General features: G+C 60.9%; 24 protein-coding genes. 10 read left to right on the top strand and 14 right to left on the bottom strand.

Annotated elements, in window-relative coordinates:
* Positions 1-3: 3 nt before the first annotated feature.
* The 8 genes from BM344_RS06770 to BM344_RS17510 form a co-directional block, all read right to left on the bottom strand.
* The gene (locus BM344_RS06770; protein ID WP_091987511.1) at positions 4-750 is read right to left on the bottom strand and encodes an amino acid ABC transporter ATP-binding protein; all 747 of its coding nucleotides are present in this window, start codon (positions 748-750) and stop codon (positions 4-6) included.
* A 13-nt stretch (positions 751-763) separates the two neighbouring features.
* On the bottom strand, positions 764-1,435 hold the full coding sequence (locus BM344_RS06765; RefSeq protein ID WP_091987509.1) for an amino acid ABC transporter permease: 672 nt from the start codon (positions 1,433-1,435) through the stop codon (positions 764-766).
* A gap of 91 nt (positions 1,436-1,526) precedes the next feature.
* Positions 1,527-2,285 carry a transporter substrate-binding domain-containing protein gene (locus BM344_RS06760; RefSeq protein ID WP_091987507.1) on the bottom strand — a complete coding sequence of 253 codons (759 nt, stop codon included), beginning with the start codon at positions 2,283-2,285 and terminating at the stop codon, positions 1,527-1,529.
* A 296-nt stretch (positions 2,286-2,581) separates the two neighbouring features.
* Positions 2,582-3,451: a methylenetetrahydrofolate reductase [NAD(P)H] gene (gene metF / locus BM344_RS06755; RefSeq protein ID WP_091987504.1), complete on the bottom strand. Its 870-nt coding sequence runs from the start codon at positions 3,449-3,451 to the stop codon at positions 2,582-2,584.
* A gap of 12 nt (positions 3,452-3,463) precedes the next feature.
* Positions 3,464-4,858, bottom strand: coding sequence for an adenosylhomocysteinase (ahcY, locus tag BM344_RS06750; protein ID WP_091987501.1), 1,395 nt, complete (start codon positions 4,856-4,858; stop codon positions 3,464-3,466).
* Between the two features lie 63 nt (positions 4,859-4,921).
* Positions 4,922-6,112, bottom strand: a complete 1,191-nt coding sequence (gene metK / locus BM344_RS06745) for a methionine adenosyltransferase (protein WP_091987499.1) — start codon at positions 6,110-6,112, stop codon at positions 4,922-4,924.
* Positions 6,113-6,281: 169 nt separating this feature from the next.
* Positions 6,282-7,274, bottom strand: a complete 993-nt coding sequence (locus BM344_RS06740; RefSeq protein ID WP_228143567.1) for a metalloregulator ArsR/SmtB family transcription factor — start codon at positions 7,272-7,274, stop codon at positions 6,282-6,284.
* Positions 7,275-7,312: 38 nt separating this feature from the next.
* On the bottom strand, positions 7,313-7,507 hold the full coding sequence (locus BM344_RS17510; protein WP_139229633.1) for a hypothetical protein: 195 nt from the start codon (positions 7,505-7,507) through the stop codon (positions 7,313-7,315).
* Here BM344_RS17510 and tkt point away from each other — a divergent pair.
* The 4 genes from tkt to fba all read left to right on the top strand — a co-directional run bounded on the left by tkt (position 7,507) and on the right by fba (position 13,020).
* Positions 7,507-9,507, top strand: a complete 2,001-nt coding sequence (gene tkt / locus BM344_RS06735) for a transketolase (protein WP_091987495.1) — start codon at positions 7,507-7,509, stop codon at positions 9,505-9,507. The two genes, BM344_RS17510 and tkt, sit on opposite strands and share 1 nt — an antisense overlap.
* A complete protein-coding gene (gap, locus tag BM344_RS06730; protein WP_091987493.1) occupies positions 9,507-10,538 on the top strand; it encodes a type I glyceraldehyde-3-phosphate dehydrogenase in 1,032 nt (343 codons plus the stop codon). The genes tkt and gap overlap by 1 nt, the downstream gene beginning before the upstream one ends.
* Before the next feature lie 29 nt (positions 10,539-10,567).
* Entirely contained in the window at positions 10,568-11,728 is a 1,161-nt protein-coding gene (locus BM344_RS06725; protein ID WP_091987491.1) for a phosphoglycerate kinase, read from the top strand.
* Between the two features lie 227 nt (positions 11,729-11,955).
* On the top strand, positions 11,956-13,020 hold the full coding sequence (fba, locus tag BM344_RS06720; protein ID WP_091987489.1) for a class II fructose-bisphosphate aldolase: 1,065 nt from the start codon (positions 11,956-11,958) through the stop codon (positions 13,018-13,020).
* A 2-nt stretch (positions 13,021-13,022) separates the two neighbouring features.
* Here the strand turns inward: fba and BM344_RS06715 are convergent, their stop codons facing one another.
* Positions 13,023-14,231: an MFS transporter gene (locus BM344_RS06715; protein WP_228143566.1), complete on the bottom strand. Its 1,209-nt coding sequence runs from the start codon at positions 14,229-14,231 to the stop codon at positions 13,023-13,025.
* A 234-nt stretch (positions 14,232-14,465) separates the two neighbouring features.
* Here BM344_RS06715 and BM344_RS06710 point away from each other — a divergent pair, with 234 nt between their 5' ends.
* Together BM344_RS06710 and BM344_RS06705 are read left to right on the top strand one after the other, a co-directional pair.
* The gene (locus BM344_RS06710; RefSeq protein WP_091987487.1) at positions 14,466-15,449 is read left to right on the top strand and encodes a DnaJ C-terminal domain-containing protein; all 984 of its coding nucleotides are present in this window, start codon (positions 14,466-14,468) and stop codon (positions 15,447-15,449) included.
* 13 nt (positions 15,450-15,462) lie between these two features.
* The gene (locus BM344_RS06705) at positions 15,463-15,807 is read left to right on the top strand and encodes a chaperone modulator CbpM (protein WP_091987485.1); all 345 of its coding nucleotides are present in this window, start codon (positions 15,463-15,465) and stop codon (positions 15,805-15,807) included.
* A gap of 19 nt (positions 15,808-15,826) precedes the next feature.
* Here the strand turns inward: BM344_RS06705 and BM344_RS17505 are convergent, their stop codons facing one another.
* On the bottom strand, positions 15,827-16,003 hold the full coding sequence (locus BM344_RS17505) for a DUF6435 family protein (RefSeq protein ID WP_139229632.1): 177 nt from the start codon (positions 16,001-16,003) through the stop codon (positions 15,827-15,829).
* 235 nt (positions 16,004-16,238) lie between these two features.
* Here BM344_RS17505 and BM344_RS06700 point away from each other — a divergent pair, with 235 nt between their 5' ends.
* The gene (locus BM344_RS06700) at positions 16,239-18,179 is read left to right on the top strand and encodes a methyl-accepting chemotaxis protein (RefSeq protein ID WP_091987483.1); all 1,941 of its coding nucleotides are present in this window, start codon (positions 16,239-16,241) and stop codon (positions 18,177-18,179) included.
* An 8-nt stretch (positions 18,180-18,187) separates the two neighbouring features.
* Here the strand turns inward: BM344_RS06700 and BM344_RS06695 are convergent, their stop codons facing one another.
* Entirely contained in the window at positions 18,188-19,162 is a 975-nt protein-coding gene (locus BM344_RS06695) for an NAD(P)H-dependent flavin oxidoreductase (RefSeq protein WP_091987481.1), read from the bottom strand.
* Positions 19,163-19,296: 134 nt separating this feature from the next.
* On the opposite strand from BM344_RS06695, the gene BM344_RS06690 reads away from it, so the two are divergent.
* The 3 genes from BM344_RS06690 to BM344_RS06680 all read left to right on the top strand — a co-directional run bounded on the left by BM344_RS06690 (position 19,297) and on the right by BM344_RS06680 (position 21,920).
* Positions 19,297-20,031, top strand: coding sequence for a DsbA family protein (locus tag BM344_RS06690; protein WP_091987478.1), 735 nt, complete (start codon positions 19,297-19,299; stop codon positions 20,029-20,031).
* Positions 20,032-20,144: 113 nt separating this feature from the next.
* Positions 20,145-21,164 carry an oxygen-dependent tRNA uridine(34) hydroxylase TrhO gene (gene trhO / locus BM344_RS06685; protein WP_091987475.1) on the top strand — a complete coding sequence of 340 codons (1,020 nt, stop codon included), beginning with the start codon at positions 20,145-20,147 and terminating at the stop codon, positions 21,162-21,164.
* Between the two features lie 24 nt (positions 21,165-21,188).
* Positions 21,189-21,920, top strand: a complete 732-nt coding sequence (locus BM344_RS06680; RefSeq protein WP_091987472.1) for a DUF481 domain-containing protein — start codon at positions 21,189-21,191, stop codon at positions 21,918-21,920.
* 1 nt (position 21,921) lies between these two features.
* Here BM344_RS06680 and BM344_RS06675 read toward each other — a convergent pair whose 3' ends face one another.
* The 3 genes from BM344_RS06675 to BM344_RS06665 all read right to left on the bottom strand — a co-directional run bounded on the left by BM344_RS06675 (position 21,922) and on the right by BM344_RS06665 (position 26,283).
* A complete protein-coding gene (locus tag BM344_RS06675) occupies positions 21,922-22,869 on the bottom strand; it encodes a YbgA family protein (protein WP_091987470.1) in 948 nt (315 codons plus the stop codon).
* Between the two features lie 106 nt (positions 22,870-22,975).
* Complete coding sequence (locus BM344_RS06670; protein WP_091987467.1) at positions 22,976-25,228, bottom strand: glycosyltransferase; 2,253 nt, start codon at positions 25,226-25,228, stop codon at positions 22,976-22,978.
* On the bottom strand, positions 25,225-26,283 hold the full coding sequence (locus BM344_RS06665) for a lysylphosphatidylglycerol synthase transmembrane domain-containing protein (protein ID WP_091987464.1): 1,059 nt from the start codon (positions 26,281-26,283) through the stop codon (positions 25,225-25,227). Before BM344_RS06665 ends, BM344_RS06670 begins: the two co-directional genes overlap by 4 nt.
* Positions 26,284-26,309 lie beyond the last annotated feature (26 nt).

The following is a 26,309-nucleotide window of genomic DNA, read 5'->3' as shown; positions in this document are numbered from 1 at the left end:
CCGCTAGTGAGCGAGCACCCGTGACAGGAACGCCTGGGTGCGCTCATTCTGCGGGTTGTCGAACACGTCGCCGGGCTTGCCCTGTTCCACGATCTGGCCCTCGTGGATATAGATCACCCGGTCGGCCACTTCCCGGGCGAAGCCCATTTCGTGGGTGACGACCATCATGGTCATACCTTCCTTGGCCAGTTCCCGCATAACGTCCAGCACCTCCCCGATCATTTCCGGATCGAGTGCCGAGGTGGGTTCGTCAAACAGCATCAGCCGGGGTTCCATGGCCAGTGCGCGAGCAATCGCTACCCGCTGTTGCTGTCCGCCGGACAACTGGCTGGGGTACTTGTCGGCCTGATTGCCAATGCCCACCCGGTTCAGCAGGCGCTCGGCGGTAGCATTGGCCACGGTTTGCGAGGTGCTCTTCACCTTCTGGGGCGCCAGCATGATGTTCTTCTTCACCGTGAGGTGAGGGAACAGGTTGAACTGCTGGAACACCATGCCGACTTCCTTGCGGATTTCCGCCAGGGCTTTCGGATTGCCGCTTTTTGGCGCCAGCGGGTGGCCATCCACTTCCAGGTGCCCGGATTCGAACTCCTCCAGGCCGTTAACGCAGCGGATCAGGGTGGATTTGCCGGAGCCACTGGCACCGATGATGACCACCACTTCGCCCTTTTCGACGGTCAGGTCAATATCTTTCAGGACATGCAGCTTGCCGAAGTACTTGTTCATGCCCTTCATTTTTACAATCTGAGTCATGGTTTCGGTTCCTTCAGACAGAGGCCAGGCCGCGCCGCTCGACGATGCGGAGTATCAGGGACAGCGACAGGGTAATGGCCAGGTAGAGGATCGCGACCACGAAATACACCTCAAACGCGGTGAAGGTGTTGGCGATGTAGATCTGGCCCTGGCGCACCAGCTCGCCGACACCAATGACCGAGAACAGGGAGGTGTCCTTGATACTGACGATGGCCTGGTTGCCCAGCGGCGGAATCATCCGGCGGAACGCCTGGGGCCATACCACCGACCAGAAGGTCTGGGTGCGGGACAGGCCCAGGGAAAGGCCGGCCTCGGTCTGGCCCTTGTCGATGGACTGCACGCCACCGCGAACCACCTCGGAAATGTAGGCGCCGGAGTTCAGCGCGATGGCCGCGATGCCGGCGGTGAGTGGATCAATCGGTCCTCCGATCAGATCCGGCAGGCCGTAGAAAATAAACAGCACCTGAACCAGGATGGGGGTGCCCCGGAAAATTTCGATATAGGCGGTGGCCGGCCAGCGCAGGAACCATTTCTTGTTGATACTGAGCAGCCCGAAGATGATGCCGAGTACAAACCCGATCAGCAGGCCGCCAAAGGATATCAGCAGGGTATAGGGAATACCCTTGAGCAGAAACGGAATGGAATCGATGGCTGCCTGCCAGTCGAACTGAAACTGGAATTCCACGGTGAGAGTCTCCGAAGAGTGTTTGGAGTCAGGAACTGCCGGGGCGCTCGGGCCCCGGCACAGGAATCGGACCGAATAGGTCCATCAGCCGTTACATGTCGTCCGGCATCGGGCCGAACCACTTCTCGTAGATGGTTTTGTAGGTACCGTCTTCCTTCATGGCGGCCAGGGCGGCGTTCACATCGTCCAGCCATTCGCTGCCGCTCTTGAGGGCAATGCCATACTGCTGGCCTTCATACAGCGGGCCCACGGTCTTTACCTTGCCTTCGCCCTTGGTGCGGGCAAAGTAACCGACGTTGGGGGCATCGTAGAATACCGCATCCACTGCACGTGACATCAGCGCCATGTACATGTCGGAGCTGCCCGGATACGGGGTAACGCCGTCGTCGGCATCGAGGTTCTTGATCAGGTAGTCGTAGCTGGTACTACCGATCTTGGTGCCGATTTTCTTGCCTTCCAGATCGTCGAACTCGCTGACGTCTTCGTTGCCCTCTCGCACCAGGATCCGCAGGCCGGAGTCGTAGTACGGGTCAGAGAAATCAACAATCTCTTCACGCTCGTCAGTGATGGTGATACCGGCAATGGCAATATCCACGTTGCCCGTCTGCAGGGCGGGAATGATGCCGTTGAAATCCATGGTGTTGAGATCAATTTCGAAACCGGCACGGTCGGCGACTTCCCGGATGATCTCCATGTCGAAGCCGATCATTTCACCGGTTTCCTGGTCCATCATCTCGAACGGAACGAAACTCGGGTCTGTGACGACTCGCAGGGTCTCTGCGCTAACGGTTCCTGCGGCAACGGTGAGTGCCAGGCTGGCGCTTAGGGTCTTCAGCCATTTCGTGCTCATACATTCTCCTTTTCTTTCTTATGAGGCTCCGTTTGCCCGGTAAGGCAAGCCGAATCCACCACTGCTGTTGACTGCGATGGACGGGGAGCGTTGATGGAACTGCATCACATACACTTTAGACTATTACGCAGATGAGCACAGGAAATCAAATGCTTGGCGGGGAGGTGAAGGCGGCGGGGGCCTGTTGGATTACGGGCCTTTGGACCTAATCCAACCTACGGTGAGTGGCTTAAATTTGCGGGAAAGGTAGGTCGGATTAGGCCCAGCGGGCCGTAATCCGACACCAGCAAACTGCATCAGAAAGCGATCTTTTCCCGGTCGCTGATACCAAGGTTCTTCCAGATGCTAAGACTGGGCTCGGCCTGGTTCAGGGTGTAGAAATGCAGACCCGGGGCACCGGCCTTGAGCAGTTTTTCGCACATATTGGTGACCACTTCCTCTCCGAACTTGCGGATGGAATCGGCGTCGTCGCCGTAGGCTTCAAGCTGCTTGCGAATCCAGCGTGGGATTTCCGCGCCGCACATGTCCGAGAAGCGCACCAGGCTTGAGAAATTGACGATGGGCATGATGCCCGGCACCACAGGAATGGTCACGCCCATTTTCTCCAGCCGGTCGATGAAGTAGAAGTAGCTGTCCGCGTTGAAAAAGTACTGGGTAATGGCGCTGTTGGCGCCGGCCTGTACCTTGCGGGCAAAGTTCTTCAGGTCTTCCTCGGCGTTGCGGGCCTGGGGGTGGAATTCCGGGTAGGCGGCCACTTCCAGATTGAAGGTGTCTCCGCTGTGCTCCCGGATGAATTCCACCAGCTCATTGGCATAACGCAGTTCGCCGGCCGCCCCCATGCCGGAGGGCATGTCGCCCCGGAGGGCGACGATCCGGTTGATGCCATGCTCCCGGTACAGGTCCAGCAGCTCGCCGATTTCCTGGCGGGTGCCGCCCACGCACGACAGGTGCGGGGCCGTGGAAATGCCCTGCTTGTGCAGGTTCAGCACGGTTTCAATGGTGCGGTCCCGGGTGGAACCGCCGGCGCCGAAGGTGACCGAGAAAAAGTCCGGGTTCACCTCGGCAAGCTGGCTGCGCACGTTCTGCAGTTTTTCCTTGCCCTGGTCGGTTTTGGGCGGGAAAAACTCGAAGCTGAAGCGGCGCTTAAACTGTGTCTGGGATTGCATCTTGTTACCCGATCAGTACTTGTAGCTTTCCGGCTTGTACGGGCCTTCGACCGGTACACCGATGTATTTGGCCTGCTCCGGGGTCATCTTGGTGATCACGCCACCAAAGCCTTCCACCATGGCGCGGGCCACTTCCTCGTCGAGCTGCTTGGGCAGAACCTGGACGTATACGCCCTTCTCCCGGGCGTCTTCCGGCAGGTCGGCGAACTTGCGCTCGAACAGGTACATCTGGGCCAGCACCTGGTTGGCGAAAGAGCCGTCCATGATGCGGGACGGGTGACCCGTGGCATTGCCCAGGTTCACCAGGCGGCCTTCGGACAGCAGGATCAGGTGGTCGTTGGTGGTCTTGTCGCGGTAGACAATGTGCACCTGAGGCTTCACCTCGTCCCATTCCCAGTTCTTGCGCATGTAGGCGGTATCGATCTCGTTGTCGAAGTGGCCGATGTTGCATACCACGGCACCGCTCTTGAGCGCCTTGAGCATGTGCGCGTCACACACGTTCATGTTGCCGGTGGTGGTCACCAGCAGATCGGTGTTCTGCAGCAGGTCGCGGTTGATGCCGGCTTCGGTACCGGTGTTCACGCCGTCAATGTACGGAGACACCACTTCGAAACCGTCCATGCACGCCTGCATGGCACAGATCGGATCGGCCTCGGTAACCTTTACGATCATGCCTTCCTGACGCAGGGACGCAGCGGACCCCTTGCCCACGTCGCCATAGCCGATCACAAGGGCCTTCTTGCCGGACATCAGGTGGTCGGTGGCGCGCTTGATGGCGTCGTTCAGGCTGTGACGACAACCGTACTTGTTGTCGTTCTTGGATTTGGTCACGGCGTCATTCACGTTGATGGCCGGTACCTTCAGAGTGCCCTCGCGCAGCATTTCCTGCAGGCGGTGCACGCCGGTGGTGGTCTCTTCGGTCACCCCGTGGCACTTGGCCAGGATTTCCGGGTACTTCTCGTGGAGCAGGGCGGTCAGGTCGCCGCCGTCGTCCAGAATCATGTTCGGCTCCCAGCCTTCCACATCGGCACCCACGGTGCGCTCGAGGCACCAGTCGTACTCGTCGTCGGTCTCGCCTTTCCAGGCAAACACGGGGATGCCCTGGGCGGCGATGGCGGCTGCGGCCTGGTCCTGGGTGGAGAAGATGTTGCAGGACGACCAGCGCACGTTGGCGCCCAGTTCCACCAGGGTCTCGATCAGCACGGCGGTCTGGATGGTCATGTGGATGCAGCCCATGATGTTCGCGCCTTTCAGCGGCTGCTCTGCCTTGTATTTCTCCCGGAGCTTCATCAGCGCGGGCATTTCGCCCTCGGCGATGTTGATTTCCTTCCGGCCCCAGCCGGCCAGGGAAATATCACGGACTTTGTAATCGTCGAAGCTTTTCAGTTTTTCTGCCGGAGTGCTCATGGTGTTCTCCTGTCAGTCAGTTTGGTCTGGGCGCATGTCTGATGACATACGCCCGAAATAGGTTCAGATACCAGCGGCATCCTTGAGAGCCGCCGCCCGGTCGGTTTTTTCCCACGGGAATGCGGTAAACGTCCGGCCACCAACGGTCATTTCGTAGGGCTCACGTCCAAAGTGACCGTAGGCTGCCGTGGCCCGGTACATCGGGTGCAGCAGGTCGAGCATGTTGGTGATCGCGTACGGACGCAGGTCAAAGTGTTCGCGCACCAGCTGGATGATCTTGTCGTCGCTGATCTTGCCGGTGCCGAAGGTGTTCAGAGAGATCGACGTGGGCTGGGCCACACCGATGGCGTAGGACACCTGGATCTCGCACTTGTCGGCCAGGCCGGCAGCGACAATGTTCTTGGCCACGTAGCGGCCGGCGTAGGCGGCGGAACGGTCCACCTTGGACGGATCCTTGCCGGAGAAAGCACCGCCGCCGTGGCGGGCCATGCCGCCGTAGGTGTCTACGATGATCTTGCGGCCGGTCAGGCCACAGTCGCCCACCGGGCCGCCGATCACGAACTTGCCGGTCGGGTTGATGTGGAACTGGGTGTCCTTGTGCAGCAGTTCCGCGGGCAGAGCGTGCTTGACGATCAGCTCCATCACCGCTTCTTTCAGGTCGTCCTGGGTCACGTCTTCGTCGTGCTGGGTGGACAGCACGACCGCATCAATGCCGGAAACCCGGCCGTTCTCGTAGCGGCAGGTGACCTGGCTCTTGGCGTCCGGGCGCAGCCACGGCAGCAGGCCGCTCTTGCGGGCTTCAGCCTGGCGCTGCACCAGGCGGTGCGAGAAGGTGATCGGGGCTGGCATCAGCACGTCGGTTTCGTTGCTGGCGTAGCCGAACATCAGGCCCTGGTCGCCCGCGCCCTGGTCTTCCGGCTTCTGGCGATCCACGCCCTGGGCAATGTCGACAGACTGCTTGCCGATGATGTTGATCACGCCGCAGGTGTCGCCGTCGTAGCCAACGGTAGAGGAGGTGTAGCCGATGTCCTTGATCACGCCGCGCACCAGATCTTCCAGATCGACCCAGGCGCTGGTGGTGATTTCACCGCCAACGATGGCAACGCCGGTCTTTACCATGGTTTCGCAGGCAACCCGGGCATGGGGGTCGTCGACCAGGATGGCGTCGAGGACGGCATCGGAGATCTGGTCCGCCAGTTTGTCCGGGTGGCCTTCAGAGACCGATTCGGAAGTGAAGATGCTGTAGTCAGACATAGATCAAGCTCCTCTTTGAGCGTTTCAAATTCAGTTTGGGCGTTTCAAATTCAGTCCGGTAGCCGCTCTTTTTAAAGTGCGTTCCGCTTACCGGTTTGTTCGTGAATGTGAGCATACGTAAAAATACGTATCTGTATATCAAAATTTGTTGATATTGCGATCCCGGTCGTCAGACCTGGCCACTGTGTTTCCAGAACTCCCGCACCTGGATCTGGAAACCGTTACGCAGCCCGATAAACAGCTGCTCGCCGGCCACCAGCCCGGCGTCGTCCGCCCAGGCGGTGAGTTCTTCCGGCTCGAAACCCAGCCACAGATCACCGCAGTTGGCCTTGGCCCAGTCCTGGTCATGGCTGCACAGATCGCTGATCACCAGGCAACCGCCGTTGTTCATCAGCGCCGCCGCGTCCAGAAAGATATCCGCCGGGCTGGGCACGTGGTGCAGCACCATGTTGGCCACCACCAGATCAAAGGCATCGCCCCGGGCCAGCAGGGTGTCGGTGACCCCTTCAATCAGGTCGATGTTGTTCAGCCGCTCGTCAATGCAGGTCCGGGTGGCCTTGGCCAGCATGTCCCGGCTGTTGTCCAGCGCAACCACGTGGCCGCACAGCTCGGCCAGCACTGGCAGGAAGCCGCCTTCGCCGGGCCCGATTTCCAGGGCGGTCTGCCACTGGTGCTTGCGTGACCGCTTGCGGATCAGCTCCGCCACCGGGTCGGCGTACAGCTCGAATGCGGCAATCAGCTCCTGCTGTTCCCGGAACTGCTCCGCATGCCTGGCGAAGAACGCCTGGGACTGATCGGCCCGCTGGTTGCGGATGGCCTCGATCTTCTCCTGCAGGTGCGTGGGCAGCGGCACCCGGTCGACCGCTTCGAAAATCTGCCGGATGGTCTGGTCCGTGGGCTTGTCGCTGTCCAGGTGCAGCGGGCGACGGTAAAAGATAGCGTTGCCTTCCCGCTGCGGCTCCAATAAGCCGGCCTTGTTCATCACCTTCAGGTGGTGGCTCATGCCGGACTGGCGCATGTCGAACAGTTGGCTGAGTTCGAGTACGCCGAAGGTATCCCGGCGCAGAACGCGCAGGATCTCCAGGCGCAGCGGATCGCCGCTCGCTTTGAAGATCGGGGCCAGGGCGTCCACGGAGGACAGGGTGTCGGCATGCGCGTTCATGGATGTCATGGCGACAAAGTTTAGGGGGCTTCCGGTGGTCAATCAATAGCAATATCAAAAAATTTTGATATAGAGTTAAATTTTGTCCCGTCCGGATCGTTTCGGCAATCCGCAGGCAAACAATCGTGAAACAGGCGAATGCCGATTTGCCCCGGCACACAGTAATCGGCGAAAATACGCGCCTCTTTTTTGAACAGCCCTATTTTTCCCCGAAAACACTGGAGAAACGTCAATGCCGTCTCGTAAAGATCTCGCCAACGCCATTCGCGCGCTGAGCATGGATGCGGTTCAGAAAGCCAAGTCCGGCCACCCGGGTGCGCCCATGGGTATGGCGGATATCGCCGAGGTACTGTGGAACGATTATCTGAACCACAACCCGGCCAACCCTCAGTGGGCCAACCGGGACCGCTTCGTGCTGTCCAACGGTCACGGCTCCATGCTGCAGTACTCGCTGCTGCACCTGAGCGGTTACGACGTTTCCATCGAGGACATCAAGAACTTCCGGCAGCTGCACTCCAAGACCCCGGGCCACCCCGAGTACGGCTACACCCCGGGTGTCGAGACCACCACCGGTCCCCTGGGGCAGGGCATTGCCAACGCCGTGGGTTTCGCCATTGCCGAGAAATCCCTGGCGGCGCAGTTCAACCGCCCGGGCCATGAAATTGTCGATCACTACACCTACGCGTTCCTGGGCGACGGCTGCCTGATGGAAGGCATCTCCCACGAAGTGGCGTCCCTGGCCGGCACCCTGGGCCTGGGCAAGCTGATCTTCTTCTACGATGACAACGGCATTTCCATCGACGGGGAAGTGGACGGCTGGTTCACCGACAATACCCCCCAGCGTTTCGAAGCCTACGGCTGGCAGGTGATCCCGGCGGTCGATGGCCACGATCCCGACGCCATTCGCGCCGCGATTGAAGCCGGCCGGGCCAACACCGAGCAGCCCACCCTGATCTGCTGCAAGACCATCATCGGTTTCGGTTCTCCGAACAAGCAGGGCAAGGAAAGCTGCCATGGCGCGCCCCTGGGCGACGACGAGATCGAGCTGACCCGCGAGCAGCTGGGCTGGCAGCATGGCCCGTTCGAGATTCCGGCAGACATCGCCAGTGCCTGGAACGCCCGTGAGAAAGGCGCTGCCGCCCAGTCCGAGTGGGAGCAGAAGTTTGCTGCCTACGAGAAGGCCGAGCCGGAGCTGGCGGCCGAGTTCAAGCGCCGCATGGCCGGCGACCTGCCCGCCGATTTCGCCGAGAAGGCACAGGCGTACATTCAGGAGTGCCAGGACAAGGCCGAAACCGTGGCTTCCCGGAAAGCGTCCCAGAACACCCTGAACGCTTATGGCCCGCTGCTGCCGGAACTGATGGGTGGCTCTGCCGACCTGGCCGGTTCCAACCTGACCATCTGGGGCGGCTCCAAGGGGCTGACCAAAGAGGACGCCAGCGGCAACTACATCTATTACGGCGTGCGCGAGTTCGGCATGGCCGCGATCATGAACGGTATCGCCCTGCACGGTGGGTTTATACCCTATGGCGCCACTTTCCTGATCTTCATGGAATACTGCCGTAACGCGGTGCGCATGGCGGCGCTCATGAAACAGCGCTCCATCTTCGTATTCACCCACGATTCCATCGGCCTCGGTGAAGACGGCCCCACCCACCAGCCCATCGAACAGCTGGCGAGCCTGCGTACCACCCCGAACATGAGCACCTGGCGCCCGGCCGACACCGTTGAGTCCGCAGTGGCGTGGAAAGCCGCCCTGGAGCGCAAGGACGGCCCCACGGCTATGGTCTTCTCCCGTCAGGGCCTGCCGGCCCAGGATCGTGACGCCCAGCAACTCGCCGACGTGGCCAAGGGCGCCTACATCCTCTCCGACAGCGAAGGCACCCCGGAGCTGATCCTCATCGCTACCGGCTCGGAAGTGGGTCTGGCCCAGGACGCCGCCGCCAAGCTGCGCGAGCAGGGTCGGAAAGTGCGCGTGGTGTCCATGCCGTCCACCGACGTGTTCGACGCCCAGAGCGCCGAGTACAAGCAGCAGGTGCTGCCGCTGGACGTGACCAACCGCGTGGCCATCGAAGCCGGCATTGCCGACTACTGGTACAAGTACGTGGGCCTGGACGGTCGCATCATCGGCATGACCACCTTTGGCGAGTCCGCACCCGCCGGTGAGCTGTTCCAGGAGTTCGGCTTCACCGTCGACAACGTGCTGGAAGTGGCCGCTGAATTGCTGGACGCCTGATGACAGACTCTGCGCCTTTTCGTATCGCCATCAACGGGTACGGCCGCATCGGCCAGTGCGTGTTGCGTGCGCTCTATGAAAACGGCTTTCGCGACCGCCTGCAGGTGGTCGCGATCAATGAGCTGTCGGACATCGACACCATCGCCCACCTGACCCGCTACGACTCTACCCACGGTCGGTTCCAGGGGGAAATCTCGGTCTCGGACCAGGACCTGATGGTCAACGGCGACGCCATCCGGGTACTTCGCCACGCCGACCCGGCGGAACTGCCCTGGGGGCTGCTGGGTGTGGATCTGGTGCTGGAATGCTCTGGCGCCTTCTCGGACCGGGCAACCGCCCAGAAGCACATCGACGCTGGTGCCAAACGCCTGCTGTTCTCCCAGCCGGCGGAATCCGATGTCGACCGCACCGTGGTGTACGGCATCAACCACCAGGATCTCACGAAAGACGACGTGATCGTGGCGGCTGCCTCCTGCACCACCAACTGCCTGGTGCCGGTGATCAAGGTATTGAATGATGCCCTCGGCGTGGAGCAGGGCACCACAACCACCATCCACGCCGCCATGAACGACCAGCCGGTGATCGACGCCTACCACCACCAGGACCTGCGCCGCACCCGCAGCGCCCTGCACAACATCGTGCCGGTGGACACCGGCCTGGCCAAAGGCATCGAACGCCTGCTGCCGGAGATGGAAGGCAAGTTCAGTTCGGTGGCCATGCGTGTGCCGACCATGAACGTCTCCGCCATCGACATGGTGGTGAACGTGCGCAAGAACACCGACGTGGCAGCGGTAAACAACCTGTTAAAAGAGGCCGCCAACGGCCCGTTGAAGAGCATTCTCGGCTACACCGACGAACTGCTGGCCAGTTCCGATTTCAACCACGACGCCCACTCCGGCGTGGTGGACGGCGGCCAGACCCGGGTTACGGGGGGCACCATGGTGAAAGTGCTGTGCTGGTTCGATAATGAGTGGGGGTTCGCGAACCGGATGCTCGATGTCAGCAAAAGCTGGTTAACCAAACATTCTTAATCTGAAATTTTGTTGAAGGGACGAACAACATGGCCATCAAGAAAATGACCGACCTCAACCTCGCCGGCAAGCGAGTGCTGATCCGTGAAGACCTGAACGTACCGGTCAAGGACGGCAAAGTCTCCAGCGACGCCCGCATCCGCGCCTCCCTGCCCACCATCAAGGCTGCCAAAGACGCCGGCGCCAAAGTGATGCTGATGTCTCACCTGGGCCGCCCGGAAGAAGGCGTGTACGACGAAGCGTCCTCCATGAAGCCGGTCGCCGACCACCTGACCAAAGTGCTCGGCCAGGAAGTGCGGCTGATCAAGGATTACCTCGACGGCGTTGACGTGGCCGACGGCGAAGTGGTGCTGTTCGAGAACGTCCGCTTCAACAAGGGCGAGAAGAAAGACGACGAAACCCTGTCCAGGAAGTACGCGGCCCTGTGTGACGTCTACGTGATGGACGCCTTCGGCACCGCCCACCGCGCCCAGGCCTCCACCCACGGCGTGGCCAAATACGCCCCCGAAGCCTGCGCCGGCCCGCTGCTGGCAGCAGAACTCGAAGCCCTGGGCAAGGCCCTGGACAACCCGGCCAAGCCCGTTGTAGCCATCGTCGGCGGTTCCAAGGTTTCCACCAAACTGGATGTGCTGAACGCCCTGGAAAAAGTCTGCGACCAGATTATCGTCGGCGGCGGCATCGCCAACACCTTCCTGGCCGCTGCGGGCCACCCGGTGGGCAAATCCCTGTGCGAACACGACCTGGTCGACACTGCCAAAAACATTGCCAGCCGCGTGGAAATCCCGCTGCCGGTGGACGTGGTGGTCGCCAGCGAATTCGCCGAAACCGCCACCGCCACCGTCAAGAACATCTCCGACGTAACCGCCGACGACATGATCCTCGACGTGGGCCCGGAAACGGCTGGCGAATTCGCCCAGTTGCTGAAGAACGCCAAAACCATACTCTGGAACGGCCCGGTGGGTGTCTTCGAATTCGACCAGTTCGGCAACGGCACCAAGGCCCTGGCCCAAGCCATCGCCGAAAGCGACGCCTTCTCCCTGGCCGGCGGCGGCGACACGGTGGCGGCCGTTGACAAGTACAACGTTGCTGACAAAATCTCCTACATCTCCACCGGCGGCGGCGCCTTCCTGGAATTCGTGGAAGGCAAGACCCTGCCTGCGGTAGCCGTACTGGAAGAACGCGGAGAGTAATAACAAAAGCGATTCGGACCAAGCCGGGCGATAAGCCCCAGGCCAGAATCGCAAGGCAGGTGGGGGATCCATTCCCGGGACTGTCTGCAGCAAGGATGCTGCAGTCAAGCGTACACGGATGTATTCACAGCGTGTCCCGGGAATGGATCCCCCACCTGCCGCAGCAGACTCCCAAGCAGATAACGAACAGAATCCAACGACCCAAAGCCCAACGAAGGAGACAACCCATGGCCCTGATTTCGATGCGGCAACTTCTGGACCACGCCGCCGAGCATGGTTACGGTGTGCCCGCCTTTAACGTGAACAACCTGGAACAGATGCGCGCCATCATGGAAGCCGCCGACAAAACCGACTCCCCGGTAATTGTCCAGGCCTCCGCCGGTGCCCGCAAATACGCCGGCGCGCCCTTCCTGCGTCATCTGATCCTGGCGGCCATCGAAGAGTTCCCGCACATCCCGGTGGTCATGCACCAGGACCACGGCACCAGCCCCTCCGTGTGCCAGCGCTCCATCCAGCTGGGCTTCAGCTCCGTGATGATGGACGGCTCCCTCGGTGAGGATGGCAAAACCCCCACCGACTACGAATACAACGTCGACGTGACCCGCCGCACCGTCGAAATGGCCCACGCCTGCGGCGTGTCCGTGGAAGGCGAGCTGGGCTGCCTGGGTTCCCTGGAAACCGGCCAGGCCGGTGAAGAAGACGGTATCGGCGCCGAGGGCACCCTCGACCACAGCCAGATGCTGACCGACCCGGAAGAAGCGGCCGACTTCGTCAAGAAAACCCACGTGGACGCCCTGGCCATCGCTATCGGCACCAGCCACGGGGCCTACAAGTTCACCCGTCCGCCCACCGGCGACATCCTGGCCATCGACCAGATCAAGGCCATCCACGCCCGCATCCCGGACACCCACCTGGTGATGCACGGCTCGAGCTCCGTACCCCAGGAGTGGCTCAAGATCATCAACGAATACGGTGGTGAAATCCCGGAAACCTACGGCGTACCGGTGGAAGAAATCGTGGAAGGCATCAAGCACGGCGTGCGCAAGGTCAACATCGACACCGACCTGCGCCTGGCCAGCACCGGCGCCGTTCGTCGTTTCCTTGCCGAGAACCCGGCCGAGTTTGATCCGCGCAAATTCCTCAAGGAAACCATGAAGGCCATGACCGACGTGTGTGTTGCCCGCTACGAGGCCTTCGGCACTGCTGGCAACGCCAGCAAGATCAAGCCGATCAACCTTGAGCGCATGTTCGAGCGTTACGCGTCCGGCGAACTGGACCCCAAGGTCAAGTAAGCTTAAGAGACCGGAACCGAATCGGCCTCCGCATTGCGGGGGCCTTTTTGTTTGTGGCGCCAGGCCGCCAGGAAGATGAGCAGCCCGATGGTTGCCGTCGTGGCGCCGACATAGCCCGTCGAAGACCAGCCAAAGCCCGCAGTGATGGCCATGCCCGCGAGCCAGGGCCCGAGTGCGTTGGCGACATTGAATGCGGCGTGATGCGAGGCCGCCGCCAGGTTCTGGGCGCCATGGGCCACATCCATCAGGTGCGTCTGCAGGGCCGGCCCAAGAGCACCCATCATGGCCACCAGGAAGCAGGCGGCCAGAAGCACCGGCAGCGTGCCAGTAGTGGACGGAAACGCCAGCAGAATGCAGGCGCTTAGCAGCAGGATCACACCAACCGCCCGGAATCCCAGCCGATCGAACAGCCAGCCGCCCAAGAGATTGCCGGTAAAACCGCCCAGGCCGAACACGGCCAGGGCAATCGGAATCCAGTACTCATCAACCCGGGTTACTTCCAGCAGAGTCGGCGCCAGGTAGCTGAACACCGCAAACATGCCGGAAAAACCGATGGCACCAATGGCCAGGGCAAACCAGATGCTCGCGCGATTGAAGGCCCGGAGCTCACTGAACGGACTTTGGCGCTTTTCCTGCCGGTCCAGCGGCAGCACGAAGATCACCAGGCTCAGGGTGGCCACGGAAATCAGCCCCACGAAGAAATACACGTAGCGCCAGTCCAGCGACTGACCCATCCACGCAGCCAGCGGATTGCCGAACAGCAGCGCCAGGGTCAGACCCATCATCACCCGGCTCACAGCCTTGGCACGCTGGTGCACCGGCACAAGTGACGCTGCCACGAGGCAGGCGACCCCGAAATACGCCCCGTGGGGAAGGCCCGCCACAAAACGCGCGATCATGACACCGGTGTAGTCATCGGCCAGCGCGCTGGCCAGGTTGCCCACCGCGTAAAAGGCCATCAGCCAGATCAACAGCTGTTTCCTGAAAAAGCGGGCGCCAATCACGGCGAGCAGCGGTGCGCCCACAACCACCCCAAGCGCGTAGGCGCTGATCAGGTGGCCCACCTGGGGTTCGGTGACCCCAAGATCCGTGGACACATTGGGCATCAGCCCCATGATGGCGAACTCGCCGGTACCGATCGCGAAGCCGCCCAGGGCGAGGGCAAACTCGATCAGAAAGATCCGAAGTCTTGTCACAGGTTCACTGCTCAAACCGGGTACTCCCCGAAAAGATAAAACGAAAAGCCTGACAGTGTGACGGTTACGCGAGCGGGTTGCCATACGGACTACCACGGCTGTCTGATGTTTGATCTGACGCAACTCTGATGCACTGATCATTCACCGATCTCTTGTATTTTTTCGGCAAGCGTCAACTATAGGTATCAGAGGCAAACAGATATCAGAACAGACTGTAACCAGAGGTTATGACGATCAATAAGGAGCGCCATGGACTTCAAGGACTATTACGCCGTCCTCGGTGTGAGTGAGTCGGCCTCCGCCGAGGAAATCAAAAAGGCCTATCGCAAGCTGGCCCGGAAATACCATCCGGATGTCAGCAAGGAAGAAGACGCCGACACCAAGTTCAAGGACCTGGGAGAGGCCTACGAAGTGCTCAAGGACCCGGAAAAGCGGGCAGAGTACGATCAGCTGCGCAAATACGGGGCCCGTGCCGACGGTTCCTTCGAGCCGCCGCCCGGGTGGCAGAGCGCCTCAGGCTTCGGCGGTGGTGGCTACACCGAGGCCGACGCCCGCCAGTTCAGTGACTTCTTTGAGGAAATCTTCGGTGGCGGTCGCCGTGGTGGCTTCTCCGGTGATTTCGGGGGCGGCTTTGGTGGCGGTGGCTTCCGCCAGAACATGCGCATGCGGGGCGAAGATGTGCACGCCCGGCTGGCGCTGTTCCTGGAAGAAGCCTTTCACGGTTGTGAGAAGCAGGTGTCGTTTACCGTGCACGAGGCCGACAGCCACGGCCGGGTGATGCCGCGCCAGAAAACCCTCAAGGTGAAGATTCCTGCCGGCATGCGGGAAGGCCAGCATATCCGCCTGAAAGGCCAGGGCTCGCCGGGTATCGGCGGCGGTGAACCCGGTGACCTGTTCATCGAGGTGGAGTTTGCGCCGCATCCCCAGTTCAGCGTCGAAGGCCGGGATGTGGTGGTGACCGTGCCCATCGCACCTTGGGAGGCGGCTCTCGGTGCCACCGTCACCGTCCCCACCGTGGGCTCGAAGGTGAACGTGAAAGTGCCCAAGGGTTCCACCAGCGGCCGCAAGCTGCGGCTCAAGGGTAAGGGCTTCCCCGGCAAGCACCCGGGCGACCAGATTGTGGTTCTGCAGGTGACCATGCCGGAGAAGCACAGCCCGGAGGCCGAAAAGCTGTACCAGCAACTGGCCGAGGCGGAGAAGCAGTTCAATCCACGCAGCAAGCTTCACGTGTAAGCGGGGGTAAGGGATGAGCAAGCAGGATCGTATGGTAACGGTGGAAGTGGTTGACCCGAATGGGACCCGCTTCACCCTGCATGAAATCTGCGAACGTGGCGAGTGCCATGCAGAGTTTGTTATCAAGCTGGTGGATTACGGCATCATCTCGCCGATCGAGGATGTCGCCGAAGCCCGGCAATGGCAGTTCGATGTTGCCTCGCTCGCAAGACTTCGCAAAGCCCAGCGGCTGCAGCGGGATCTGAAAATGAACCTGCCGGGCCTTGCCATGTCGTTGGAGCTGCTGGACGAAGTCGAGGACATGCGCAGGGAGGTGGCACGTCTCAATCACCGTATCCGTCAATTGATGGGGGAGTAATCACTCCCCCAATAGCGCATCAGGATTTCTTCTCGTCCAGCGCCTGAATCTCGGCGTAGATCTTCTCCGCCTCCTCCATCAGCGTGCCATGGGTACGCAGATCGCCGTTGCGCTGGGCATCCAGGGCCTTTGCGAGTTTGTCCTCATACGCCTTCTGCAGTTTTTTCTTCGGATCGCCTTTCAAGAAGCCGAGCATATTCGGTACCTGTTCTGAATAACTGTTGAACGGTTTACGCTGCCTGCGCCAGAAAGTTCATCCATTGATTGTGGCCGAACCAGAATGGCGTGCAAGGTTTACGACTGACAACAAAACCCGTACACAAAAGCGTCCTTTTTGGGCCCGGGTTTTGCTATACATTCGGATATTCAACAGGCAAGGAGGCCGCTGCGTTGTGCAGGACGCACAGAGTTTGCACAAAAGCGGGGTCCGTATGTCCTTTGAGTTCCTTCGGCGGCTGGTTTCAAGCCGCCTTCTCCGACCGGTTTTCATTGTTCTGGTGGTCGCAGGCCTGGTGCAGGTACTGGTCAGCCAGTGGCTGATCTCCAGCCAGGTCGAGCGTCTGGTAGCGACTGCCGGTACCGCCCTTCAGGCCAGCAGCGAGCAGGTGAGCGCATCCTTCGGTGACACACGCGAGGACGTACGCACCCGCCTGGAGACCATGCGGCAGAAGACCACCGAGGAATTGGCAGAGGAACTCACCCGCCAGCAGATGGAGCAACAGGAGCGGGTGGCCGGTAATGTGCGCAGTGCCGTCATGGCCGAGGCCCAGGGGTTGGCGGACGTTCTCGCTGCGGTTGCAGCACCCCTGATCTGGGATCGCGATATTCCCCGGCTGACCGATCTGGTGGAGCTGGCGGATGCCCGGGAGTCGGTGTTGTTCGCCATTTACTACGACCAGTACGGCGAGCGCCTGACCCGCTATGTGGACCGTTCCGATGACCGGGTGCGCACTCTTATGGAGCAGGGGGAAGGCCGTGGTGCGGCAAATCGGGTCCTGGATGCGGCAAGCCGTGACCCCAACGTCGTTATCATTTCGGCGGATATTGCGCCCCAGGGTTCGGCCATCGGCGAATTGAAGTTGGGACTGTCACTGGAAGGTATAAACCGGGATATGGCCGCCCTGGAAGAAGAATTCAGTGCCACCATTGCCGGCAGTATCAATGCTCTGCGGGATACCCTGGAGGCCGAAACCGAGCAGGTGAACCAGAGACTTCAGCAGCAACTGGCGGCCATGGATGCCAACACCCGTTCGCGCATGGAAGGCACCGTGGAAGCACTGAATTCGGAGGCCTCCAGCCTCTCGGCCAATCTTTCGCTGTTGGCCATCGGCTCGGCGGTGGCGCTGATCGTCCTGGTGGCCCTGGTGCTGGGCGGCGGCCTGCTGCCCAGGGTGTTCCGGCTGAGTTCCGCGATCTGGGGTATCGCCGATGGCGAGGCCGATCTCACCCGACGTGTGGCGATGAAAGGCCGGGACGAGCTGACCGACATGGCCGAAGGCGTGAATCGGTTTATTGCCCGGATCCAGGAGCTGGTGGCCGAAGTGCGCGCCTCCGCCGAGTCGGCAGCCGGCCAGGCCCAGAGCCAGGGCGACATCAGCCGGCAGGCGGTGGCTGCCGTTAATCGTCAGGAGCAGGCCGTGGCCGAGGTGTCGGGCACCATGGACACCATGTCACGGAGCATTGCCGAGGTGGCCGGCAACATTCAGGAAATCGCCGGTTCGGTAAGTAACGTCAGCTCCGAGAGTGAGGCCACCGCTGGTATTTCCCGGGATGTCCGGCACAGGCTGGACCAGGTGGTGCGCAATGTCGAGCAGGCCGTCGAGGCGGTCAACCAGCTGGATGCCCAGAGCAAGGAAATCGGCTCGGTGCTGTCGGTGATCGGCGCCATTGCCGAGCAGACCAATCTGTTGGCGCTGAACGCCGCCATCGAGGCGGCCAGGGCCGGGGAGTCCGGTCGGGGCTTTGCGGTAGTGGCCGATGAAGTACGCACCCTGGCCAGCCGGACCCAGGAATCCACCACGGAGATACAGACCATCATCGAGCGCCTGCAGAAAGGCAGTCAGCAAGCGGTGACCGCCATAGGCGATGTGTCTGGCCAGGTGGCGGAGTCGTCATCGGAGTTCCGCCGGGCAGACGAGCACTTCGAGCGTATCAACCAGCTGCTTGGCAGTCTTCAGGAGCGTGCCCTGGCCACGGCCTCGGTTGCCGAGGAGGAGGGCCGGCAGGCCAGCGATGTCAGTACCAGCGTCGCCGACATTGCCAGCTCCTCGCAGGAGACGGTTCAAGCCATCGAACGCTCCGACAAAGCCAGTGGCCAGATTGCCCGCACGCTGGCCTCGTTGCAGGAGAAAGCTTCCCAGTTCCACGTTTGAGGAAAGCCTCAGGAGGTTGTTGAGAGCAGCCTGGCCCGGGCTTGCCCGTATTCTTCGCTCAGGCGGCGGACCAGATCCGCGACCGGTAACACGTCATGGATCTGGCTCACACCCTGGCCTGCCGACCACACGGTTTTCCAGGCTTTGGCCTCGTCGTCCATGGGCTTGAGCTTTTCGCCGTAGTTGACCTCGCCCGCCTGGTTCAGGCGGTCCATGGCGTAGCCGGCGGCTTCCAGACTCTGGCGCATGAAGCTGGCAGGCACGCCAGACACGGCCGGGGTGTGGATGATGTCGGCCGATACCGCCTCAATGATCATGTTCCGGTAGGCGTCGTCGGCTTGGGATTCGGTGGTGTTGATGAACCGCGTGCCCAGGTAACCCAGATCCGCACCGAGGGCCTGGGCGGCCAGCAAATCCTCTCCGTGAGAAAGCCCCCCGGCCAACAAGATGGTGCCGTCAAACACCTCGCGAATCTCATGCACCAGCACCACCGGATTGATGGTGCCGGCGTGGCCTCCGGCACCGGCAGCCACCGCAATGATTCCGTCCACACCGGCCTCAGCCGCCTTGCGCGCGTGTTTCTGGTTGGTCACATCGTGGAACACCAGGCCGCCGTAACTGTGCACCGCTTCCACCACCTGGCTGGCGGCGCCCAGGGAGGTGATCACAATGGGCACCTGGTGCTTTACACACAGCTCCAGATCCGCCTGCCAGCGGGGATTGGTTCGGTGCACGATCAGGTTCACGGCATAAGGTGCCGTCTTTACATCCGGGTGCGTGCTCCGGAACGCTGCCAGTTCCTCGTTCATCTGGACCAGCCAGTCCTCAAAGCCTTCGCTGGTGCGCTGGTTCAAGGCTGGAAAGCTGCCCACAATGCCCTGCTTGCAGCAGGCCAGGGCAAGCGCGGGGCCGGAGATCAGAAACATGGGGGCGGCCACCAGGGGAAGGGAGAGGGTATCTTTCAGCAGTGCGGGCAATGGCATGAGGTTTCCTTAATTTTTCTTGGAACTTTTGTAGGATATAAAGGATCTTAGCGTGCCCCGCCGGCGCTGAAAACGGTCGCGTGCTAATTACTCCGTCACGCCGGAAGAACAAACAGAGCAAAAAGGAGCCCTTCATGGGTGAAGCAAAACGACGCAAGGAAACCGGAGCCCCGGCTCCCCGCAAGGGCAAATCCAACAAGCCCCTGATGATCGGCGTGGCCGTCCTGATATTGGCTGCTGTGGTGTTCGGATTATCCTTCATGACCTCCTCTCCAGAGCCTACCTCCGATGAGCTGCCGGTAGCGGCTCCCAACGCCGAACCTTTCCCGTCGGAACTGGACCAGTTCGGTATTTCCGTGGGTCCTGAGGACGCCCCCGTGGTGGTCCGGGAGTTTGCTGATTACCAGTGCCCGGCCTGTGGCCGTTTCTCCTCGGCCAGTAAGCAGCTGAAGCAGGAGTACGTGGACACCGGCAAGGTGCGTTTTGTCTATTTCGATCTGCCCCTCCAGCAGCACGAGAACGCCATGCCCGCGGCCCAGGCCGCCCGCTGTGCCGGTGATCAGGATGCCTACTGGGCCATGCACGATCGCCTCTACGATTCCCAGACGGAATGGAGTGGCTCCAACGATCCGGTGGCCACCTTCACCCGCTACGCCACGGATCTTGGCCTGGAAGAACGCCGCTTCCGCCGGTGCATGACCACGGAACTGCACCGCGAGGCGGTCGAACAGAGCCGCCAGGTGGCCATGCAGCTTCGGGTGACCAGCACCCCGACGGTGCTGGTGGACAACATCCGTCTGACACGGCCCGGCTGGGGCCAGCTCTCCGCCTTAGTTGAGCGTGAACTGGCAGGCGAGCAGCAACAGTGACACTTGATCGTGAGCCTGAGTTGGTTAAAATTTGCGCCCTCTCAGGCTCCGGCCTCTGAAAACAACCCAGAACCCATGCTCCGGATTTACGGTCCGGCCCGCAGGAGACAAACATGAGCAACAACGTCGTTGTCTGCGCCCTGTACAAGTTCGCAGTCCTGAATGATTACAAATCCCTCCGTCAGCCCTTATTGAACCTGATGCTTGAAAAAGACGTGCACGGCACCCTGCTGCTGGCGCGTGAAGGCATCAACGGCACCATCGCCGGAAGCCGCGAGGGCATCGATGCCGTGAAGGCCTGGATCGCCAGCGACGAGCGGTTCGATGGCATCGACTACAAAGAGTCATTTGTGGACATCCAGCCGTTCAAGCGCACCAAAGTGAAGCTCAAGAAAGAGATTGTCACCATGGGTGTGGAGGGCATCGATCCGAAGCGCATCGTCGGCACGTATGTGGAACCAAAGGCGTGGAACGACCTGATTTCCGATCCGGACGTGGTGCTGGTGGATACCCGCAACCAGTACGAAGTAGAGATCGGTACCTTCAGGAATGCCGTCAATCCGGCCACCGATACCTTCCGGGAGTTCCCGGAATACGTGAAGCAGAACCTGGATCCTGCCAAACACAAGAAGGTGGCCATGTTCTGTACCGGCGGCATCCGCTGCGAGAAATCCACGGCCTATCTGAAAGAGCAGGGCTTCGAAGAGGTGTATCACCTGAAAGGCGGCATCCTGAAGTACCTGGAAGAGGTGCCGGAGGAAGAAAGCCTGTGGCACGGAGAGTGCTTCGTATTCGATGACCGGGTCACGGTGAACCACAAGCTTGAGCGTGGCGAGTACGATCAGTGTCACGCGTGCCGGCGGCCCATCACCGAGCAGGACAAGCAGCGTCCGGAATACGAGCAGGGTGTGAGCTGCCACCAGTGCGTTGACTCACTGACCGAGGAACAGAAAGCCCGCTTTGCCGAGCGTGAGCGCCAGATGCGTCTGGCGGAGGGGCGTGGCGAAGCCCATGTGGGCGGCGAAGCGGCGCGCATCATTGCCGAGCGCAAGGCCCGGAAAAAGGCCGAAAGAGAACGTCAGGCCCGTCAAAGCATGGCCGGAGAACAGGCCAGGAACACAGAGGGCGCCTGACCGGACAACCAACAGGGAGACTTCATGGATTTACGAAAGGCCGTAGCCGTCACCGCCGTTGTGTTCACGCCCCTTGCCTTCGGGCAGGACGCCGATAACTGGAAAGGTGAGACCGAGCTGGGCGTGCTGATCACCTCCGGCAATACCGAGGAGACCAACATCAAGGGTCGATTGGGCCTGATCCATGAAGTCGAAACCTGGCGCAACACCGGCGAGTTCCGCGCCAATTACTCGGAAACCGAAGACGAGACCACCGCCGAAAAGTACCTGGCGACGCTGGAAACCAACTACAAGTTCTCTGAGAACCAGTACTGGTTTCTCCGGGGCGCCTACGAGGACGATCGTTTTTCCGGCTACGACTTCGAATCCTCACTGACAACCGGTTACGGTCAGCGGGTCTGGAATTCCGGAGAGCGTTCCTTCCTTGATCTCTCGGCCGGTGCCGGTTATCGCTACAACAAACTGGAGATGGTGAACGCCCGGGGCGAGGACGCCGAGAAAGAGGCCATCGCCCGTCTGGCCGGGCAATTTGATTATGCCTTGTCTGAAAATGCCCTGTTTCGCCAGAGGCTAAGCACGGAAATCGGTCTGGACGAGAACAACACCATCACCGAGTCGGAGACCTCGCTGCAGGCCAACGTGGTGGGTAACCTGTCCATGAAGGCCGCGTTCCGGGTCAAGCATCTGTCCGACCCGCCGGCCGGTTCCGAGGATACCGACACCGAAACCTCGCTGTCGCTGCTCTACGGTTTCTGATCTAGACGTTGTTCCGCAGCCCAAGCTCGTCAGGGTAAGGCGTCAGATACTGCTGGCTGTGCAGGTAATCCACCGGTTCCCGGCGTTGGGCCATACGCAGCAGGGTCATGGGCACCACCAGCGGCACCTCGCCCCGGCGGTAGGCCTCCATCTGCTCCAGCAGCACCTTGCGCTCTTCATCGCCCAGGGAATCCCGCAGGTAGCCCATCAGGTGCTGCATGGCGTTCATGTGCGAGCCCCGACTCACCTTCTGGCTCATGGCTTCCATGAACTGGTGAATGTAACGGTCGGCGATGGTTTCGAGTGGCTCGGATTTGAGGTCCCCCAGCATCGGGCCAAGCTGGCGGTAGATCCGTTCGGAGTGGGCCAGTAGCTGGAACTTGTGGCGGGTGTGGAATTCGATCAGCGCCTTGGCCGACAGCTTCTCGCCGGCCACATTCTGCATCCAGTCGTCGTAGGCGAACACCCGCTCGATGAAGTTTTCACGGAGCATGTCATCGTTCAGGCGGCCTTCTTCCTCCACCGGCATCAGCGGGTAGGCCTGCAGCAGGGCTTCGGCAAACATGCCGCGGCCGTCGCGCCGGGTTACCTGGCCGTCCTCGTTGTGCACCTTGATGCGCTCCATGCCGCAGCTGGGGGACTTGGCCATCAGGATGTAGCCCCGAAGATCGGCTAGCGACGGCAGGATGCGGTCGATAAAGTCCTGCATGGCGCCGGTATGGTCGGCGGTGCCTTTGGTTTCAATCAGGCGAAGGCCGTCGCTGTATTCGCGCAGGTGAATCGCCGGGCGGGGCACGCCCAGGCCCGCTTCCAGCTCGGGGCAGATGGAACGGAAGTCGAAATGTTTCGACAGCACCTGGGTGCAGTAGCGGGAATGCTTATGGCCGCCATCATGGCGGACTTCCTTGCCCAGCAGGCAGGTGCTGATTCCAACGGGGATGCCGCTCACGGTTACTCTCCAGTTGTAACGAGTCGAGTCGTATCGAGACAGTGGTTAAAACGTCTCTGTAATACGTGTATTGAGTCTAGCCCGATCAGGCCGGCCCCGAAAACCGTCACTTTTCCTGCTTGCCCAGGCGACCGGAACCTTTGCGTTTCTTGGCAAACATCGCCAGGGTGGTGGCGTAGATGGCGCGCACGTCCCGGGCGAACTGTTCCACGGAGTAATCCCGCGCAAACTCCAGGGCCTGGCCGGAGAGCCTGCCACGCAGCGCTTCGTCTTCCAGCAGTTTTTTCACCTCGGCACGCCACTGGTCCTGCTTTTCCGGTGTCTTGAAACCGTTGTGGCCGTGGCGGACCACGTCCTCGATACCGCTGGAGCGCACGGCCACCACTGGCAAGCCCGCGGCCATGGCCTCCAGGATCACCATGCCCTGGGTTTCGGATATGGAGGCGAACAGGAAGGCGTCTCCCAGCCGATACCAGTTGGCCATTTCATCCGGCGGCACGGCGCCTACCAGGGTAAAGTGTTCCTGCAGTCCCAGGTCCTCGATTTTCTGCTGCAGCCGATCCCGCTGGTGCCCGTCGCCGATCATCAGGAAGCGGAAGGGCACGCTCGTTTCCCGACGCAGGGCATCAACCGCCTCGATCATGAAGTCGATGTTCTTCTCGTTGGACAGACGGGAGACGCTGATAAACACCTTCTCATCGTGAAGCTTCAACCGCTTGCGCAACGCCTCGACGTCCTCGTGCCGGACATCCTGGAACTTCTGGTATTCAATGCCCGTGGGCTGCACAAACGTGGGTGTTTTCACCCCGATCATGCGCAGGTACTCCTCGGTGGAGTAGGTGGGCACAATCACACCATCGCACTTATTGGCAAAGCGCTTGATCAGCGCGTGCGAAATCAGATTGCGGAACAGCATGCCTGGCAGGGGCACGAAATGGGCGTAGTGCTCCAGCCGGGTGTGGTAGGTGTAGATCGCGGGAACCCGCAGGGTGCGGGCCACGAACAGCCCCAGGGAGCCCAGCCAGAAGGGATGGTGGAGGTGAATGATGTCCGGTTTGAAGGCCCGAACCCGCTTGCGGATACGGGCCAGAAATATATTGGCCAGCCGAAATTCCCGCTTCTCGCCCATGGCCAGCAGTGATGGTACCCGAAGCACGTGGGATTCGGCCTCCGGCTGGCCCTTGTATCGCGGGGCCACCACCAGCAGCTTGTCGCCCAGTTGTTCCAGGCCGCGCCGCAACCGTTCAATGGAAATGGGCACGCCACCAATGAAGGGCAGATAATTGTTGGTGAACATGGCAATGCGAAGGGGCTTCTCCAGCCAGGGCGAGGGGTCCAGGTCGTAATCCGGGTAATAATCCTTGGCGATGAAAATAGCGCCGTAGAGTTTGATGGCCAGGGCGGCGAACAGCGCAACAATCAGCAGGAAATTGAGATAGCCGGTGTAGAACAGCGAGTAGATAAAGAACCAGAGGCTCTCCAGCCGCTTCAGTATCGGGTGCTGCCCGATTTCCAGGCGCTGCAGGCTGTGGCTTACCTCCCCCTCGGCACTCACACTCACCCGCACGTAGTGGTAGAAGCTGGTGTCGTTATTCATCACCAGGCCGCCGGCCCCGCCGGTGGTAATGAAGGTGGTGCCGGCCGCGGTTTTCTCTGAGAACAACGACAGGTTGGAGGAAAACACGCGGTCCACATCGTGGTCACTGATCGCCTTCAAAAGCGCATCCCGAAACTCGGGCGGCGCCAGGTAGTCGGCCTGGCGATCAAACGGTGCGTTCTCATCGGGCTGCAGCGGCGGATGGCCAATGAAAAGGATCCGGGCATTGGACGTATCCTGGGCCAGCAGGTCGTTGAGCCAGCGGATCTGCCAGCGCCAGGGAGTCTTGCCGGTGCTGTCCAGGAAAATCAGACGGCTGCTGCCCGCCTCAATACTGAAAAAGTGCGGGCCGAAGTGGTCATAGAACCGGAAGCTGCCGAAATCCTCGTACTCATGGGCGCCGAAGGTGAGCAGATAGGGAATGTCCAGGTGGCTCAGGGTGCCATAGAGGGCCCGGTACTTGTCCTCACCGCCGCCACTGACGGCGTTGCCGGCGGAGACCATGAAATCGATGCCGGACTGGTTGAGCTGCGGAATAATCCGGTCCTCGAACACTCCAACCGAGTTGTTGATGTTACCCACCACCGCAAAGCTGAACGGCTCTCCAGCCTGAACCTGCCGGTGAATCCGCTCCACCTGTTCGGTGTGGACCCCCTCGAAGTTCTCTGTGAACAGGTTCAGGTAAACCTTGTAGCCCACCAGCAGAACCACCGCCAGTACACACAGGTAGAACAGAAGCTTGAGTGGATTGCGGAACATCATCCGGCTTTCCTCCGGTTGGCAACGAGCTCCCTCTGCAGCACCACCAGCCCGATGATCATGCCCAGATAGATGGTCAGTAACCGCCAGCACACGATCACCAGGATCAGATGGTTGGCAGACAGGATATCCCGGAAGAAGCTGCCGAAGACACCTTCGGAAATGCCCGAGGCCCCGGGCGTGGGTGAGAAATACATGACAAACGTGGTGACCACCAGCAGCCCCACCGACATCACGTAGTCCACGCTGTAGTCCAGGCTATGCATCAGCAGCGCCGGAAAGCTGAACAGACTGAGCAGGAACACCGCCGTGAACAGCACCGACAGCCAGACATACCGGGGCGCACCCCGCAGGTAATCACCAAAACTCCGGGACAGACGCAGCATCTCCCGGCGCGCCTTGAACTGCCAGCGACGGTGCCTCTGTTCGCTGATCAGGTGCAGTCGACAGGCGGTAAGCAACACACGGGTCAGTGGCCCGATCAGCCAGTGGGTGCGGAACAGCAGCACCAGGAAAAAGCCCAGATACAGAATAATCAGCACCGCCAGTGCCGTGCCAATGTCGCCGGCAATGGAATTGCCGTCCAGCGGCTTGAGGGTCAGCAGGAATATCGGTGTGAGCGAGAAAATGAACAGCACCGCCAGAATGGTCCGGATGGTGGTGGCGGCGGTGGCCCGGCCCACCGGCACGCCGTGATGGTGCAGGTACCAGATCTGGGCAAACCCGCCCCCGGTGGCCATGGGCGTGATATTGGAAAAAAACAGATTGATAAACACCAGCCGGCACATGGCCGGAAACGGCACCCTGTGCCCCAAAGCCCGGAGCGTGAAGTACAGGCGCAAGCCGTCGGAGACAAAGTACACCAGTAACAGGGCGGCCACGGACAGCAGCGTGCCGGGGGCGATCAGCCGGTCATCAAAGGTGATGCTGCGGCCGGCGAACTGATCGTACACCGTGTACAGCCCGGCAAAGGTCAGGGCAAGAAACAGCAGACTGAACACCACGAGCCGTCGACTCGAAGCGCGTCTGGAATACTGAATGTCCGTTGAGTCCGTCATGGGCTGCCCGTCAGAGTGAGACGGGC

Source organism: Marinobacter gudaonensis, from assembly GCF_900115175.1.
GTDB lineage: Bacteria > Pseudomonadota > Gammaproteobacteria > Pseudomonadales > Oleiphilaceae > Marinobacter > Marinobacter gudaonensis.
This window is presented reverse-complemented; position numbering and strand designations above follow the sequence as displayed.

Coding starts and splice junctions, on each gene's coding strand:
- BM344_RS06770 (WP_091987511.1), bottom strand. CDS start 750: ATGACTCAGATTGTAAAAATGAAGGGCATGAACAAGTACTTCGGCAAG.
- BM344_RS06760 (WP_091987507.1), bottom strand. CDS start 2,285: ATGAGCACGAAATGGCTGAAGACCCTAAGCGCCAGCCTGGCACTCACC.
- metF (WP_091987504.1), bottom strand. CDS start 3,451: ATGCAATCCCAGACACAGTTTAAGCGCCGCTTCAGCTTCGAGTTTTTC.
- ahcY (WP_091987501.1), bottom strand. CDS start 4,858: ATGAGCACTCCGGCAGAAAAACTGAAAAGCTTCGACGATTACAAAGTC.
- metK (WP_091987499.1), bottom strand. CDS start 6,112: ATGTCTGACTACAGCATCTTCACTTCCGAATCGGTCTCTGAAGGCCAC.
- BM344_RS06740 (WP_228143567.1), bottom strand. CDS start 7,274: ATGAACGCGCATGCCGACACCCTGTCCTCCGTGGACGCCCTGGCCCCG.
- tkt (WP_091987495.1), top strand. CDS start 7,507: ATGCCGTCTCGTAAAGATCTCGCCAACGCCATTCGCGCGCTGAGCATG.
- gap (WP_091987493.1), top strand. CDS start 9,507: ATGACAGACTCTGCGCCTTTTCGTATCGCCATCAACGGGTACGGCCGC.
- BM344_RS06725 (WP_091987491.1), top strand. CDS start 10,568: ATGGCCATCAAGAAAATGACCGACCTCAACCTCGCCGGCAAGCGAGTG.
- fba (WP_091987489.1), top strand. CDS start 11,956: ATGGCCCTGATTTCGATGCGGCAACTTCTGGACCACGCCGCCGAGCAT.
- BM344_RS06710 (WP_091987487.1), top strand. CDS start 14,466: ATGGACTTCAAGGACTATTACGCCGTCCTCGGTGTGAGTGAGTCGGCC.
- BM344_RS06705 (WP_091987485.1), top strand. CDS start 15,463: ATGAGCAAGCAGGATCGTATGGTAACGGTGGAAGTGGTTGACCCGAAT.
- BM344_RS17505 (WP_139229632.1), bottom strand. CDS start 16,003: ATGCTCGGCTTCTTGAAAGGCGATCCGAAGAAAAAACTGCAGAAGGCG.
- BM344_RS06700 (WP_091987483.1), top strand. CDS start 16,239: ATGTCCTTTGAGTTCCTTCGGCGGCTGGTTTCAAGCCGCCTTCTCCGA.
- BM344_RS06695 (WP_091987481.1), bottom strand. CDS start 19,162: ATGCCATTGCCCGCACTGCTGAAAGATACCCTCTCCCTTCCCCTGGTG.
- BM344_RS06690 (WP_091987478.1), top strand. CDS start 19,297: ATGGGTGAAGCAAAACGACGCAAGGAAACCGGAGCCCCGGCTCCCCGC.
- trhO (WP_091987475.1), top strand. CDS start 20,145: ATGAGCAACAACGTCGTTGTCTGCGCCCTGTACAAGTTCGCAGTCCTG.
- BM344_RS06680 (WP_091987472.1), top strand. CDS start 21,189: ATGGATTTACGAAAGGCCGTAGCCGTCACCGCCGTTGTGTTCACGCCC.
- BM344_RS06670 (WP_091987467.1), bottom strand. CDS start 25,228: ATGATGTTCCGCAATCCACTCAAGCTTCTGTTCTACCTGTGTGTACTG.
- BM344_RS06665 (WP_091987464.1), bottom strand. CDS start 26,283: ATGACGGACTCAACGGACATTCAGTATTCCAGACGCGCTTCGAGTCGA.